At 38.4% G+C, this 15,648-nt stretch carries 13 protein-coding genes and 1 pseudogene; all 14 read right to left on the bottom strand.

The annotated features are described in order from the left end of the window. Positions 1–217: 217 nt before the first annotated feature. Positions 218–664 carry a universal stress protein gene (locus G7084_RS03180; RefSeq protein ID WP_166009983.1) on the bottom strand — a complete coding sequence of 149 codons (447 nt, stop codon included), beginning with the start codon at positions 662–664 and terminating at the stop codon, positions 218–220. An 89-nt stretch (positions 665–753) separates the two neighbouring features. Then, positions 754–1,122: a hypothetical protein gene (locus tag G7084_RS03175; RefSeq protein WP_246163859.1), complete on the bottom strand. Its 369-nt coding sequence runs from the start codon at positions 1,120–1,122 to the stop codon at positions 754–756. A 211-nt stretch (positions 1,123–1,333) separates the two neighbouring features. Beyond that, positions 1,334–2,356: an acyltransferase family protein gene (locus tag G7084_RS03170; protein ID WP_166009981.1), complete on the bottom strand. Its 1,023-nt coding sequence runs from the start codon at positions 2,354–2,356 to the stop codon at positions 1,334–1,336. 12 nt (positions 2,357–2,368) lie between these two features. After that, a complete protein-coding gene (locus G7084_RS03165) occupies positions 2,369–3,661 on the bottom strand; it encodes a replication-associated recombination protein A (protein WP_166009978.1) in 1,293 nt (430 codons plus the stop codon). 286 nt (positions 3,662–3,947) lie between these two features. Continuing rightward, entirely contained in the window at positions 3,948–5,519 is a 1,572-nt protein-coding gene (locus G7084_RS03160) for a peptide chain release factor 3 (protein ID WP_166009976.1), read from the bottom strand. 166 nt (positions 5,520–5,685) lie between these two features. Further along, entirely contained in the window at positions 5,686–6,378 is a 693-nt protein-coding gene (locus tag G7084_RS03155) for a hypothetical protein (RefSeq protein WP_166009974.1), read from the bottom strand. Between the two features lie 15 nt (positions 6,379–6,393). Beyond that, complete coding sequence (locus tag G7084_RS03150; protein WP_166009972.1) at positions 6,394–6,870, bottom strand: low molecular weight protein-tyrosine-phosphatase; 477 nt, start codon at positions 6,868–6,870, stop codon at positions 6,394–6,396. A gap of 169 nt (positions 6,871–7,039) precedes the next feature. Next, on the bottom strand, positions 7,040–7,963 hold the full coding sequence (locus G7084_RS03145; protein WP_281346949.1) for an NAD(P)-dependent oxidoreductase: 924 nt from the start codon (positions 7,961–7,963) through the stop codon (positions 7,040–7,042). A gap of 27 nt (positions 7,964–7,990) precedes the next feature. Next, positions 7,991–8,845 carry an aldo/keto reductase gene (locus G7084_RS03140; protein ID WP_166009970.1) on the bottom strand — a complete coding sequence of 285 codons (855 nt, stop codon included), beginning with the start codon at positions 8,843–8,845 and terminating at the stop codon, positions 7,991–7,993. Between the two features lie 145 nt (positions 8,846–8,990). Next, positions 8,991–10,367 (bottom strand): sugar porter family MFS transporter, encoded by a 1,377-nt coding sequence (locus G7084_RS03135; RefSeq protein ID WP_166009968.1) that lies wholly within the window; start codon positions 10,365–10,367, stop codon positions 8,991–8,993. A 38-nt stretch (positions 10,368–10,405) separates the two neighbouring features. Continuing rightward, positions 10,406–11,830, bottom strand: a complete 1,425-nt coding sequence (gene araA, locus G7084_RS03130) for an L-arabinose isomerase (protein WP_166009966.1) — start codon at positions 11,828–11,830, stop codon at positions 10,406–10,408. A 62-nt stretch (positions 11,831–11,892) separates the two neighbouring features. Continuing rightward, positions 11,893–12,593, bottom strand: a pseudogene (locus G7084_RS03125) (L-ribulose-5-phosphate 4-epimerase). A gap of 2 nt (positions 12,594–12,595) precedes the next feature. Then, complete coding sequence (locus G7084_RS03120; RefSeq protein ID WP_166009964.1) at positions 12,596–14,206, bottom strand: xylulokinase; 1,611 nt, start codon at positions 14,204–14,206, stop codon at positions 12,596–12,598. A 183-nt stretch (positions 14,207–14,389) separates the two neighbouring features. Next, the gene (locus G7084_RS03115; protein ID WP_166009962.1) at positions 14,390–15,634 is read right to left on the bottom strand and encodes an oligosaccharide MFS transporter; all 1,245 of its coding nucleotides are present in this window, start codon (positions 15,632–15,634) and stop codon (positions 14,390–14,392) included. Positions 15,635–15,648: the final 14 nt, after the last annotated feature.

Below are 15,648 nucleotides of genomic sequence, written 5' to 3'. Positions count from 1 at the left end.
AATGTTCTTATCATAAAAGACATATTAGTTCTATCTTAACACAATTTCAATCGCGTAATTTTTTACTCTTATTTTTTCGTAATTCTAATGTAATATTTTTAAATATACATTTTTTAAATTTATTTTATCCAAGGGAAACATGCTGATGTCATACTTTTATATTTTTATTGAAATAAAAAAATGACTATGCTCTCACATAATCATTTGAAATTTTTTGTTAATTAGCACGAACAATCAAAGTATCGACTTTAGCTGAACGGGTCACATATTCGGTGACAGATCCAATTAAGAACCGTTCAATCGTATTTAATCCAGTTGCTCCCATAATAACAAGATCAATGCCGTACTTCTCAACTGCTTGATGCCCAATGATGTTCTTAGGTGATCCATACTCAATTGTATATTCAACCTGTTCAACCCCGGCGTCCTGAGCTTGCTTTAAGTAGCCATCCATCGTCTTTTTGGCGGTCTCAGCAACTTCTTCCACCATTGCAGTTTTAAAATCAGCAACGTTTTGGAAAGCTCGGGTATCAATCACATGTAAAATATGCAAGTCAGCATGATTACGCTTAGCAATTTCAATAGCCTGCTTCAAAGCGGCTTCCGCCTCTTTAGAACCATCAACCGGTACCAAAATATTTGTATAGTTCATCTCTACTGCCATAATATTAACCCCCTTTGATTAAATCGTTAGTTTATTCATATGTTCATTATAACATGAATGTAACCCTTTTCATTATTTTTTCAAAACAATTAACGGAACATTTTTTGACTAACTATTATTCCCAATAACATTGTTGATCCCATCGCTAAAATCAGAATTCCTGTAACTGGCCAAGGCGCGCTTCCCCAAATTAATATGCAAACCAACATCAAAAGTGCTAAAACTAATAACCAAATACCAAAATAAAGTGCTGTTTTTTGAATTGAGGCAGCTGGAATACCAAGGAAGCCATGCTGATTTTTCAATAATAGCGCTCCAATTCCGGCAATTAATAACGCAAATAAAATTTCTACTAATATAATCATGTTCTTTCTCCATAATTCTAAAATAAAAGCCTGCCAGGCAAAAGCCGTAGCAGGCGGTAAACACTTGATTGACGCCGTTAGCTGATCCGTCATTGTTGGCTCCTAAGATAAGAAAGTGGGGACTAAGACAGCATTTGTAGCTACCTCGTGTTAAGGTATGCTCCGCCGGCTTTCCGCCATTCCCGATTTAGAAAAAGGTTGTAAAGCAACATAATGAATATAAGATCACGCGTACGTCCAAGGAATTTACTATGTCTTTATTATACACTATTTTCTAAATTATTTATCATTTTTTAGGAACTTTTTATCGTGACCTCAGCCAAAATTTACCAGTTTCAGACCACCAACGAGTTGGATAAAAAATCATTTTTAAGAATTGATATTTCAAACTTGCTCGACCAATTAATCTTGATATTTCCCAAGTTAGAAATAGAACTATAACCATCAAGAGATAGAAATTATCTACCCCTAATTTTAAAAAGATAATTCTTAAAATTGAAGCCAATGGCGCATGCACCAAATAAATGATCAACGAATTTTCACCCGCTGCTAACCAGTATTTTTTTGTTTTATTGAGTTTGATCAACTGAAAAAATTTAAATGCAACTAACACACTCGCCAATTTACCGATCATTATTAATGGTGTCGGACCATTCGCATCATACCATTCGCCTGGTTGTTGTGTTTGTATATACCAAGTAAATAAGACCAAGATCATGGAAATCACTACTATTCCAGGCTGTAACATTTGATCAGAAAATTTTCTAATTAGATATCCTAAGAAAAAAAATAATATCCACACACAAACATCAGTTAAAATTAACGGCCCTCTAATTTGCCATCCAAGCAGAAGCATCCCAATATAAATGAGAGTTTGGCCAACCAATGGTACCTTCAAACGAAATAAAACGCTTATTAAAAGCCAAATTAGGAACAAGGTCTCTAAAAACCAAAGGTATCCAATCGGCTCCCATCCCATTTTTAGGAGCGCTGACCATTGATGACCTTCATGAACACTTCCCCCACCAAAATTTTGCAAAATAACATAAATAAAGGAAAAAAGTACTGATGGCCATAGTAAATTCCAAGCTTTATTTTTAATTTGCAATGCAAAATGAGTTCGATCAAAGGATGCTTTATATAAATAGCCGGACAAAGCTAAAAAAATAGGCATGATGATTAAAAAAATACCACTCATCGTCCATTGAAGGCCCCAATCCAGATTCGGAAATAAATTTGTCTTATAAATTCCTTCTAAAACATGAACCAGTACGACCAAAAAAATGGTTTGTCCCTTCGCAATATCAATCCATTCAATTCTCTTCATTCAATTTTACCTTTATTTTAATTTCAATCCATTTCTTTGTGCTTGCCTTAATTGTTGATATTGTTGTTGATAGGCTAGCTCTAACTTTGAATTTCCCTTTGGTTGCCAATACTGCTTACCTTTCAAACGGTCTGGTAAATACTGTTGAGCAATCCAATCACCAGGATAATTGTGCGGATATAAATAGTCAACTCCGTGACCCAATTTTTCAGCACCCGCATAATGTGCATCCTTTAAATGCGCCGGAATTTCACCAGTGTTGCCACGTGCAACATCACTCAAAGCCGCATCAATCGCTTCAATGGCTGAGCTTGATTTTGGCGATACTGCTAATTCAATAATCGCATTTGATAAAGGAATCCGCGCCTCTGGAAAGCCTAATTTTTCCGCTGTTTCAATCGCTACAATTGCCCGTTCTACGCCTGCCGGATTAGCTAACCCCACATCCTCATACGCGATCACTCTTAGGCGTCGCGCTAAAATCACTAAATCGCCCGCTTCAATCAAACGTGCTGCATAATGTAATGCTGCATCAGCATCACTACCACGAATTGATTTTTGCAGAGCTGAAATGACATTATAATGTGCATCCCCATCTTTATCAGCAGTTAAGGCCTTTTTTTGCACACTCTCTTCAACCACAGCTAAATCAATTTCGATAACGCCCGCTTCATTTGGGTCAGTTGATTTCACCGCTAACTCTAAACCATTCAAAGCGGATCTCAGGTCACCATTGGTTGCTTGCACTAAATGTTCTTTGGCCTGTTTATCAATTGTAAGCCGATACTGTCCCAATCCACGAATTTCATCATTAATTGCCCGATCAATTGCCACCAACATGTCCGTATTCGTTAACGGTTTTACCTCAAAAATTTGCGTCCGAGACCGGATCGCCGGATTGATGGATAGATACGGATTTTCGGTCGTCGCACCGATTAAAATGATCCTTCCATTTTCCAAATGTGGTAGTAAAAAATCTTGTTTCGTTTTATCGAGGCGATGAATTTCATCCAACAATAGAATTACCGTTCCCGACATTTTAGCCTCTTCAGCCACAATTTGCAGATCTTTTTTGCTATCGGTTGCCGCATTTAACATCCGAAACGCATATTTTGTCGATCCAGCTATGGCACTAGCAATACTTGTTTTACCCGTACCAGGTGGACCATATAAAATCATTGATGAAAGCATCTTTGCCTTTACCATTCGTTCAATAATTTTACCCGGTCCAATTAAATGTTGTTGCCCAACTACTTCTGCGATTGTTTTGGGACGCATACGAAATGCTAATGGTTCCTGTGCCATTCTGATCTCCTTCTAGCTTAGTTTTTATCAACTTATTGTTGCTTCACTTAATCTCTTTTCAAATTCTAATTCAAGTTAATTATTAATATACCATTTTTAGCATAAATTGGCTGATAGAATCCTTTTACATTATAGTAATCTGTCAACCTGACCAAATAAAGTTATATTCAATTAATCTAAAAAGGACCTCACCTTTAAATCCGTTGCTAATACAAAATTTTTAGTCTAAATAAAAAGCCAAAGTCTAAATGTCTTAGAATTTGACTAGGCTCTACTAAATTTGTTTTTATAATTTCTGTTCTAATTGAACATCTGGGTATTTATCATTAAACCAACGTTCAGCAAACATGTTTTCGAACAAGAAGACCGGATTTTCGGCTCGATCACGAACTAACAAATTACGCGATGAAGCCATTTTTGGATCTAAGTCATCCTCATTAACCCAACGTGCAATTTTAGATCCCATCGGTTCTAAAATTACTTCACTGTTATATTCATTTGCCATTCGAAATTGGAAGACTTCAAATTGCAATTGCCCAACGGCCCCTAAGATGTAATCTCCCGAGTCCCAAGCCGTATACATCTGAATTGTTCCTTCTTGAACCAATTGAGTCACGCCTTTATGGAATGATTTTTGCTTCAAAACGTTTTTAGCACGCACATGCATAAACAATTCTGGAGTAAACGTAGGTAGCTCTTTGAACTCAATCATCTTTTTACCTTGATAGATAGTATCACCAATTTGGAAATTTCCGGTATCGTATACCCCAATGATGTCACCTGGCACGGCATTTTCAACATTTTCACGTGAATCCGCCATAAACTGCGTCACATTTGATAAACGAATTTTTTTACCTGTTCGTTTCAAAGTCACATCCATACCACGTTCAAATTCACCAGAAACAACACGGACAAACGCAATTCGATCTCGGTGATTTGGATTCATATTAGCTTGTATTTTGAAGACAAAGCCTGAAAAATCAGTTTGATCAGGTTCAATTAGTTGATCATCCGTAGTTTCCTTTGCACCTGGAGCGGGGGCAAACTTAAGATAAGTTTGCAAGAAAGTCTCCAGTCCAAAACCAGCTAAAGCAGAACCAAAGAAGACTGGTGTCAATTCACCCTCCAGCACGGCCTTTTCATCAAATTTATTCCCCGCATCTTGCAATAATTCAACTTCATCACGTGCTTCTTCCCAGACCGGAGTCTGTTGAATTGGATTTGCATCAACCAAATCATTTCCAGCCGCATTCAAAGGTAAGAACCTTCCTGCAGCGTTGGCTGGACGATATACTTCAACTTGTTGATGATATATATCAAATAGACCAGAAAGTACTTGTCCCGAACCAATCGGCCAATTCATCGGATACGTAGCAACACCAAGTGTATCTTCTAATTCATCTAATAAATCCATCGCAGGACGCCCATCACGATCCAACTTATTAAAGAAAGTAAAGATTGGAATGTGCCGTTCCTTCACAATCTCAAATAACTTCCGCGTTTGTGGCTCAATTCCCTTGGCAGAATCAACTACCATAATCACAGAATCGACGGCCATCAAAGTTCGATAGGTGTCTTCCGAAAAATCTTCGTGCCCCGGTGTATCCAAAATATTAATCCGCTTACCATCGTAATCAAATTGTAATACAGATGATGTAACTGAAATCCCACGTTTCTGTTCAATCTCCATCCAATCAGATTTGGCAAAATTCCCTTTTCGCCCTTTTACTGTTCCGGCCGAACGGACCACTCCACCAAGCAATAACATTTGTTCTGTAATGGTAGTTTTCCCAGCGTCCGGGTGGGAAATGATCGCAAAAGTTCGGCGCGTATCAATTTGTTCTTTTAAATTAACCATAAAGTTGTATCATCTCTTCTTCTCTATTTATTTAGCATATTTTTATATATTTAAAGCCAAAAATTAAGTCGTAAGATATCAATTTATCTCCACTTACGATAATTTACATTTAAAATTAATTCTACCAAAAAATGACCCATTTGAGATCACAAACTGATAACAAATCTTAACTATTCCAGCCTCCGGTTTGATAAGCCACTTCTAATGAAGTTTGGTTTAATAAACTCATCGCCATGACCTTTTTAATATTATTATCATCATATAAGTCAACATTACTGAATTTTTGTTTCAATTGATTTCTAGCAGCTATCACATCACTATCTGAAAAATCGTATGCATTCGCTAAATCAATATGAGATGAATTGATACCACCATTAGAACTAGCTGATTGCCAACTCGAATTTGATGCTTTTTCGCTCGAACTTGAACTCACTTTTGAAGAGCTTACTTCTTTAGTGCTACTTGAATGACTACTTTTAACGCTGGCATCATCATCTTCATTTGATGCATCTTTTAAGGTCGCGTTAATTTGCTTATTAATCCGTGCGAGACTTCCGTCTACTTCTAGCGCCGCCTGGTAATTTTGTTGCATTGACTCTAAACGGCCAGCTTCCAAATCTTTATCCCCGGCTACTAAATATTCTAATTGCTGTAAAGCAGTTCGACTCTCTACTGAAGGCTTCAAGTCTTGCACCTTTTGATATTTTTTTTGTGCTTGGGACCAATTTCTTCCATCCACGGCTGAGCGCGCTTCTTTTAAGTTGCTAGCTGCCGCTGCTCCGGCGTAAATCGTTTTTCCGCCAAAGATAACGACCAACAAGCCAATAATAATTCCGATGAGTTTCAATTTATGTTTCATCTTCCATAACTCCCTTTAATTCGTAGTTAAATCAGCTTTAATTTTAGTTAACCAAGCTGGTAAAGTTTCTTGTAATTCGCGGTAAGTGACGTCAAAGCGATGCGTATACCAAGGATCCTGAATTTCTTTATCCGCTTGATCAGGTAAAATTGCATACGCTAGTTGTATTTTAGCTTGAATCATTGGATCAGATGTCAATCTTTTTAAGTTTCTTAAATTTTGTTGATCCATGGTAATAATATAGTCGGCCCACTCTAAATCCTTACTTTTAATCTGACGAGCTCGAATCCAATCAAACGGAATTTGTTGTGCACGTAGAATTTTTTGTGTTCCAGGATGTGGTGGATTTCCAACCTCTTCGTTAGAAGTCCCCGCTGAATCAATCTGAATTTGGCTGGTCAATCCAGCATTTGCAACCATCTGTGTGAAAATGGCTTCGGCCATAGTTGAACGAGCAATATTACCCAAGCATACGAATAAAACATGTTTCATCAGCTAAGCTCCCCTAAAATTTATTTTTGCTTATTATATCATTCATCAGCTTTGATCGTTGTAACCAAATTATTGAAAGCACTAAATCAGCAAAAAGCCTGCTCACATTAAGTAAAAATTGCCTAATATGGGCGGGTTTCATGATCCCGTAATGTAAAGTCAAGAATAACTATGCTTGACCCCACCATAATTTAATTAGGGCTTGCGTTCCAGCATCCCCCGAATGTTTTTCATCCACTAATTTCTCATATAAAGTTTCGGCTAGAGCCGTGGCTGGTAACGCTAAGTTCATTTTTTCTGCTTCATCTAAAGCAATTCGCAAGTCTTTGAGTAAATGTTTAGCATAGAAACCTGGTTGGAAGTCACCTTTTAGAATACGCGGTCCGTAGTTTTCAAGCGACCAGTTCTGTGCACTTCCACCGTTTAATGTATCTAAAACCAATGGTAAACTTAACCCAACTTTTTTAGCATAAACTAATGTTTCAGACATGCCTAGCATCGTTGCTGCAATCATAATTTGATTAGCCATTTTAGCATGTTGACCCCATCCAGCATCACCAAAATAATTCACTCGACCAGCAATTGCATCAAAGACTGGAGTTAACGTCTCAAAAATGACTTTGTCACCACCGACCATGACCGTTAATGTCCCTTCACGGGCACCAACGTCACCACCTGAAACTGGCGCATCGAGAACCACAACGTGCCGGTTTAGACCTTCTTTAACCAGTTCTTGCGCCAATGTCGGGGTTGAGGTCGTCATATCCATAAAAATTTGTCCGGATTTAGCACCAGCAAACAAACCTTCTGGACCATAATACTGCGCTTTAACATCATCTGGATAACCAACCATGGTAATCACGAGATCATTTTGTTCGGCTAATTCTTTCGGTGTGTCAACCCATTTAGCGCCACGCTCAATCACCTTTTGCGCATGAGCTTTCGTGCGATTAAAAACCTCGACTTCAAAGTCATGCTTTAATAAATTATTAATTACCCCGGTCCCCATGACCCCCGTACCAATAAATCCAATTTTCATGTGTCCTAACTCCTTTGTCCTAACTCCTTTTTCTAAACCCGATGAAAGGTAGATTGATTCAAATTCGATCAATGATCTCCCCTAGTGATGCGGATACTGTGCGCCCCGTTCATACACTAATTCAGGTTCTTGACTAATGCGTTTAAATTGATTTAACTCATCCAAAATTTGCATATCGGTTGGCGAAATGTCAAAATCAAATACATTAATATTTGCTTGAACCCGCTCTAAATGACTCGACTTTGGAATCAACGCCGTTTGATTTTGAAGATGCCAACGAATCACAATTTGAGCCGGACTTTTATGGTATTTTTCAGATAAACGTACTACAGTTGCATCATCTAGTTCACCACCACGACCTAATGGAGCCCATGCTTGAGTCACAATTTGATGATCATCAGCGAAAGCTTGTAATGGTTTTTGTGTTAGATATGGATGAACTTCAACTTGATTAACAACCGGCATCTCATTAGCTTTAGTAGCAAGATATTCTAAATGAATTTGACCATAATTTGAAGTTCCAATGGAACGTACTAGGCCTTCCGCCTGAGCTCGTTCAAATGCACGCCATGTTTCAAAAAAATGTTGATGAATTGGCCAATGTACCAGTAGCAAATCTACATAATCTAATTGCAAAGCCTTTAAGGATGCTTCTAAAGACCGCAAAGTTGCATCGTATCCCTGATTATCTTCAGCAATTTTAGTCGTAATGAAAAGTTCATCCCGCTCAATTTGACTATTTTTCAAAGTCCGACCAATCATAGCTTCATTCTGATACATTTGCGCGGTGTCGAAAAGCCGATAACCAGATTCATAGGCTCCACTTAATAGGCGATCCATAACACTTTCTTCAGTAACTTTGTAGAGACCTAATCCCAGTTTGGGCATGTACTGCCCGTTTGCTAAATGGTAACGATCTTGACTTGATAATTTCATAAAAATTCACCCCATATTTTCAACAATGTAATTAAAATCATTATAACATTTTCCAGTTTAGTCCTTTCATATAAAAAACAACCACTCAGAAATAAAATTCTAGTGGTTGTTTTTTTGTAAATATTAAAATTTAAATGTATTAAATTTAATGGTTTGATCCTTCAGCTTCAATTTCTTCCAATGTTCGTCCAAATGTTTCAGGTACACGGTACTTAACAAACAACACGGCGATAATTGAAATAATTCCAAAGATTCCAAAAACCATATCTTGAGACATCGTCGCCGTCATAATTGGGAATAGCAATCCAACTAAGAATGAACCAATCCAATTAAATGATGATGCTAGTCCTGAGGCCCGACCACGAATAGCAAGTGGGAATAATTCTCCAACTAAGACCCATGTCAATGGCGCCCAAGTAAATGAGTAGAAAGCCACGAAGATTGATAAGAATACTACAATCATCATTGGCGGGAACTTATCAGCCCCAAAGGCTAAGTTTAATAACGAAGGCATCAAGAATGACAAAGCCATCATTGATCCCCCTAAGACAAGCAATGTCTTACGTTGGAACTTCTCAGCAATCACCATGTACAAGATTGCACCAAGCACAAGAATAACTCCTTGAACAATTGGCCATAACAATGCCTCAGAGGCAGCTTGTCCAGTTGCTTTTTCAACAATCAATGGAATATAGTAGAAAATCGCATTTGCTCCCATAAATTGTTGGAAGGCCGCAACTCCAATTCCAGCTGTCACTAGATAACGATACTTTCCAGAGAATAAAGTTCCTAAGTTAACATTTTGTGAAACAGATGCTTCCTTAGCTACTGTTGCTTCAATGTCATTTAATTCAGGTTGAATTTCTTGATCACTTCGGATATATGACAAAACTTGACGCGCTTCTGCCACTTTCCCTAATTTAACCAAGAATCGAGGTGATTCTGGCAAACGAAGTACCCCTAAGAAGAGAATAATCGCAGGAACCGCCGCTAATCCAAGCATTAAACGCCATGCCATGCCATGTGCCAAACCTTTTAGAATGAAATCAATAATATATGAAAGTAACATTCCTGAGACAATCATTAATTGATTCAAACCAGATAAACGGCCACGTGAACGCGCTGGAGCCATTTCTGACATATATGATGGCACCAAGGCTGATGCAGCCCCAACGGCTAATCCTAAGAGAACTCGGGCAAATAATAGCCAAGCCACCGCATTATGCGGTGACAAACCTGCCATTATGGCTCCAACGGCAAAGACAAACGATGCCACTAAGATCATCTTACGACGTCCGAATTTATCGGACAGTTGACCTGCTAATGCTCCCCCAAAAATTGCACCTAGCATCAATGATGAAGTAATCCATCCAATCACAGACGCATTAGTTAAATTCCAATCGTGTTGCAAAAATGGTAACGCTCCCGTCATCACCCCAATATCATACCCGAATAGAATTCCACCAAACGCCCCAAAGAAGTAAATAAATCCACTGGGGATTTTTTTTGTCTCTTTACTCATATCTCCGTACTCACAACTTTCTATTTTTATAATATTAATTACTTAATATCAACAAAGGTTAAATCAAACATGTTGGCAAGGTCTGACAATTGTTCAGTATCAACATTGAAGCTCAAAGTTGTATGATGTCCACCACCAACTGTCAGCCAACCTTCGGCCCCGGCCTTCAAACCAGCCTTTGGTGTCCATAGTTGCTTAGCCACCGGCAAGAATGGTGTTTCTGCTTCAGGCTTGTTTCCTGAAACTTCATAACTAATCAACTTAAATTCATCTCCATAATCGGCCATTGTAACATCAACAGCATCACCAGCCTTACCAGTAAAGACCAAACGAGCAGGATCATCTTTACCACCAATATCCAATGGGTGTACTTCAACCCGTGGCTTGTCTGAAGCAATTGTTGGATCAACTTCAAGCATGTGCGATCCCAAAATAGCTTCATGGCCCTTACGAAGATCTAATGTATAGTCTTCCATAAAGACAGTTCCTTCATTGTGAGCCACAATCTTAAGCAACCGAGTCAAGGCAGCCGTCTTCCAGTCACCCTCACCGGCAAAGCCATATCCATCCGCCATCAACATTTGTGCAGCTAATCCTGGCAATTGTTCCAAACCTTCAAGGTCCTCAAAGTTAGTAGTAAATCCACTATAGCCCTTGTCATCCATGAATTGCTTAATTGCTAAGTATTCACGCAATTGATATTTAACATTATGCTCATAATTTTCAGCTGAATTATTACCTTGCACAAATTCATACTTATTTTGAAGTTCTTTGTAAAGAGCATCAATATCAGCATCTTCGATCGCATTAACATATGCCACCAAATCAGCTACTCCCCAATAATCAACAGTCCAACCTAATTTAATTTGGGCTTCAATCTTATCACCATCAGTAACGGCAACATTCCGCATCTTATCAGCAAACGTTACAATTTTGATCTTATATGATTCGTTATAAGCAACGGCAACATCCATCCACTTACCAATTTGAGTTTGAACTTCTTCATCTTCATAATGACCAAAGACAACCTTGTTCTTAATTCCCAAACGTGCATTGATGAAGGCATATTCACGATCACCGTGAGCTGATTGATTCAAGTTCATGTAATCAAAATCAATTGTGTCATAAGGAATTTTATTTAACATCTGTGTTGCTAGGTGCATCAATGGCTTGTTCAATAATTGTGTTCCACGGATCCAGTTCTTAGCAGGTGAGAAGGTGTGGGCCCAGGTAATAATTCCGGCCACATCATCATTAGCATTAGCTTCCTTCATTGTTTCAGTAATGTTTTCAGCTGTTACTCCCACCGTCTTAAATTCAACGGGGTAAGGCAAGTTACCTGATGCATTCAAAGCTTCCACTAATTTTTTAGAATCTTCTTCAACTTGCTTTAAAACTTCAGGACCATAAAGGAATTGTGAACCTGTGACGAACCAAAACTTATAATTTGTAGTTTCTAACATGATATTTTCTCCTATAATTTTAAATCTAAAGCATCTTGTGTCTCACAAAGTAACGATAAGCATTATTTCTTTTGCCCATAATATGCATTAGCACCATGCTTACGGTAATAATGCTTGTCGAGCAAGTATTGTGGAATACTCAAATCAGCGTGTGGATTTAATTGCATCGCATGATAATCCATCTCAGCAACTACTTCAAGGACCTTGGCGTTGTGGACAGCATCATGTGCATCCTTCCCCAGGTGAATGGTCCATGTTGACGAACTAAGACCGCTGGTACTGCCATAGGATCTAGGTTACGCGTCTTAAACTCGCGTTCGATCACTACACCAGTATTTAATTCATACGCTGATTCGATTTCTTCTTGTGTTAAAGCCGATGCTGCTGGTACATCACCATAGAATGTATCCGCATGGGTTGTCCCCATGGCCGGAACATCCATTCCCGCTTGAGCGTAAGAAACTGCCCATGGGGAATGAGTGTGAACCACCCCACCAATTTCAGGAAAAGCGTTGTATAAATGCATGTGTGTTGCGGTGTCACTACTTGGATTCAAGTCACCTTCCACCACGTTTCCCTTCAAATCAACAACTACCATATCATCAGGACTCAGTTCATCATATTCCACCCCAGAAGGCTTGATAACAAACAATCCTTTTTCTCGGTCAATTTCACTAACGTTTCCCCAAGTAAATGTGACTAAATCATACTTTGGCAATAACATATTAGCGTCATAAACCCGCTTTTTCATCTCTTCTAACATTTTTATCCCTCGTTTTGATCCTTCAATGTCGCAACGGCATGTGCTTCGATTGGCAATCCTGCCTTATAACGTTCCATAAAGCGATTAAATCCATTCACATCCTTAGCATCAGGCTCAATGGTTGAACGTTCTTGATCAAAGAACACTTCTTCTTCTAGATAACTAGCTAAATCCTTTTTAGTCTCATCAGCAGCATAAGCAGCTAAGATAGCCATTCCCCATGGTCCACCTTCTCCAGCTGTCTTCATCACTGTTACTGGAGCTTCCATCGCTGCGGCTAACATTTTTTGTCCTACAATTGGTGTCTTAAAAATTCCACCTTGTGCCACAATTGAATCAGTTTCAACTTGTTCATCGTGTAAGATGTCCATTCCAATTTTCATCGCTCCAAATGCAGAATACAAATTAGTCCGCATCAAGTTTCCAATATTAAATTTACTATTTGGCATTCGAGCTAGCACCGGACGTCCTTCACTCATTCCCGTGATATTCTCACCTGAATAGTATCCGTATGACAAAATTCCAGAGGTATCAGGATCCGCATTCAAAATACTGTTAAACAGATGTCCGTAAAGTTCATCTGGGGCTAAATCAATCCCCAACATTTGGGCAAATTCGTTAAACAATCCAGCCCAAGCATTGATATCTGAACTGGAGTTGTTCGCGTGAACCATCGCAACTGCTGAGCCATCAGGTGTGGTGACCATATCGATGCTAGTGTGCAACTTCTTTAATGACTTTTCCAAAACGATCATAGCAAAGGCTGAAGTTCCCGCTGAGACATTCCCAGTCCTTTGTTTAACTGAATTAGTTGAGACCATTCCTGTTCCCGCATCACCTTCAGGCGGAGCCATCACAGTCCCCGGCTTCAATTTACCAGAAACGTCCAATAACTTAGCACCTTCAGCACTCAAGACCCCTGCTTGTTCTCCAGCAACCTTGACGGCTGGTAAGATTTCTGGCAATGACCAGTGATATTGATGAATTGCCTTTAGACCATTGAACTTATCCATCATGTCTTGATTATAATCATGACTTAGTTCATCAATTGGAAAGACTCCAGAAGCATCTCCAACACCCAGCACCTTTTCACCAGACAGTTTCCAATGAACATATCCAGCTAAGGTCGTAATAAAATCGACATCCTTAACATGTGTCTCTTGATTCAAAACAGCTTGGTACAGATGTGCAATACTCCAACGTTCTGGAATATTAAAATTAAATAGATGTGTCAGTTGCAGAGCTGCTTCTTCCGTCATAGCATTTCGCCAAGTTCTGAAGGGAACTAACAATTCACCTTGTGCATTAAACGACATGTACCCATGCATCATTGCCGCAATTCCCATTGAACGAAGGTTAATTAATTCTACTCCGTACGTTTGTGATATTTGTCCAGACAACTTACTATAAGCATCTTGAACACCAGACCAAATATCTTCTAGTGAGTAGGTCCAAACTCCATTCTCTAATTGGTTTTCCCATCCATGTGACCCAGTTGCAATCACACTGTAATCGCTCGCAATTAAAACTGCTTTAATATTTGTTGAGCCAAATTCAATTCCTAATGAAGTATTACCGGCTTGAATTTCTTCAATGATTTGTCCCTTTTCCATTTAGCAAACTTCCTTTATTTTTATATTATGAAATCGTTTACATGTATTATTGTAATTTATTGTTACGTATAAATCAACAACTAATTTAAATATTTGTTTGTTTTTGTTATTAATATTAGTTTGATCCTATATAAAAACGCCTAACTTGATAGCTAGACGTTTTTATATTTATCCGTAAATATATTACATTTTTGAAATTGTTGTTGGATCTTTGTGTTCTTTATCCAAGAAAATTGTTGCAATAATCGTAATCACCAGAACAACTGCTCCCATAATCAGATACGTATGTTGGAAACCGATATTATCATACATTGATCCTGCTAGGGCCGAAAAGATGAAAACTGACACTTGCTTCATAAAATTAGCTGCCAAAGCGTACACTGTAGCGTACAAACGATTATCAAATGTCATACCAATATACTTCATGATTGATACTAAGACTAATGGCATTTCAAATCCAGCAAGCAAACGCAAGACAACGATAAAAATCCAGTTGGGCGCTAAGGCCGTTCCGATAATCCGCAATGCTGTAATAAATCCGTAGATTAGTAATCCATTTCTGGCCCCAATTTTATTGATGATATAAGGCATTGGAATCATTAGAATCATTTCAATAAACATTTGCGCAGTTACTGTATTCGAATAAACAGTTGTAGCTTGGGAAACATGATGGAAAAAAGTCTGGAAGAAAATCACAAATTGTTGATCAAACACATCATACAAAGCGGAAGCTCCCATATAAAAGATACCAAGAATCCAGAAATTACGAACCTTAAACAGGGCCATAACATCTTTCATATTAACCTTGGTACTTTCAGCATCAGCCACATTTTCAATGTTATTATCCGCAATCTTATCAAAGAATAAAAACATGATAAATGCAATTAATGCCGATACACTTGCGGCCCAAAAGATTGCACTTGGTTGCCATAGGAACAAACGTCCTCCTAGGAATGAGGCCACAGCTCCGGCAATTGAGCCCCCAATTCGCGAGTGACCAAATTCAAAATTATTTATAACTGAAGCCCGTTGGATATATTGTTCAATTACAGATACCCCACCGTTCAAGACAAATGACAAGTAAATTCCGGTAGCGATTGCTACGACCATGGCATTTGTTGAGGCTAACAATGGCAAAAAGATCCACTGGAAGAATGGGCCAATTAATGCTCCGGCCAATAAAATAATAAAGACCAAAGTTTTTTTCATTACCAAACGGTCAGAAAAATACCCAAACATTGGTTGAAAAATCAATGACATTACCGCCATCATTGAGAAAATAATTCCGGCTTGGCTTCCGTTCAAATGTGCAACTTGTTCAAGCCATAGGGTTAAATAACCATTAACAATGGCCCAAATGAAAAAATACGAGAAATGTGAGACAGGAAACGACCAAAACATTCCCTTTTCTTCTGTTTTTGTATTCATAATAAAATCTACCT

Origin of the sequence: Weissella coleopterorum (assembly GCF_011304355.1) — a bacterium.
Lineage (GTDB): Bacteria > Bacillota > Bacilli > Lactobacillales > Lactobacillaceae > Weissella > Weissella coleopterorum.
The sequence above is the reverse complement of the archived record's forward strand: the minus strand, read 5'-3'. Positions and strand labels throughout refer to the sequence as shown.

What these genes read in the sequence shown, in the direction of transcription:
- G7084_RS03180 (WP_166009983.1), bottom strand. Translation starts at nt 664, where the DNA reads ATGGCAGTAGAGATGAACTATACAAATATTTTGGTACCGGTTGATGGT.
- G7084_RS03175 (WP_246163859.1), bottom strand. Translation starts at nt 1,122, where the DNA reads ATGACGGATCAGCTAACGGCGTCAATCAAGTGTTTACCGCCTGCTACG.
- G7084_RS03170 (WP_166009981.1), bottom strand. Translation starts at nt 2,356, where the DNA reads ATGAAGAGAATTGAATGGATTGATATTGCGAAGGGACAAACCATTTTT.
- G7084_RS03165 (WP_166009978.1), bottom strand. Translation starts at nt 3,661, where the DNA reads ATGGCACAGGAACCATTAGCATTTCGTATGCGTCCCAAAACAATCGCA.
- G7084_RS03160 (WP_166009976.1), bottom strand. Translation starts at nt 5,519, where the DNA reads ATGGTTAATTTAAAAGAACAAATTGATACGCGCCGAACTTTTGCGATC.
- G7084_RS03155 (WP_166009974.1), bottom strand. Translation starts at nt 6,378, where the DNA reads ATGAAACATAAATTGAAACTCATCGGAATTATTATTGGCTTGTTGGTC.
- G7084_RS03150 (WP_166009972.1), bottom strand. Translation starts at nt 6,870, where the DNA reads ATGAAACATGTTTTATTCGTATGCTTGGGTAATATTGCTCGTTCAACT.
- G7084_RS03140 (WP_166009970.1), bottom strand. Translation starts at nt 8,845, where the DNA reads ATGAAATTATCAAGTCAAGATCGTTACCATTTAGCAAACGGGCAGTAC.
- G7084_RS03135 (WP_166009968.1), bottom strand. Translation starts at nt 10,367, where the DNA reads ATGAGTAAAGAGACAAAAAAAATCCCCAGTGGATTTATTTACTTCTTT.
- araA (WP_166009966.1), bottom strand. Translation starts at nt 11,830, where the DNA reads ATGTTAGAAACTACAAATTATAAGTTTTGGTTCGTCACAGGTTCACAA.
- G7084_RS03120 (WP_166009964.1), bottom strand. Translation starts at nt 14,206, where the DNA reads ATGGAAAAGGGACAAATCATTGAAGAAATTCAAGCCGGTAATACTTCA.
- G7084_RS03115 (WP_166009962.1), bottom strand. Translation starts at nt 15,634, where the DNA reads ATGAATACAAAAACAGAAGAAAAGGGAATGTTTTGGTCGTTTCCTGTC.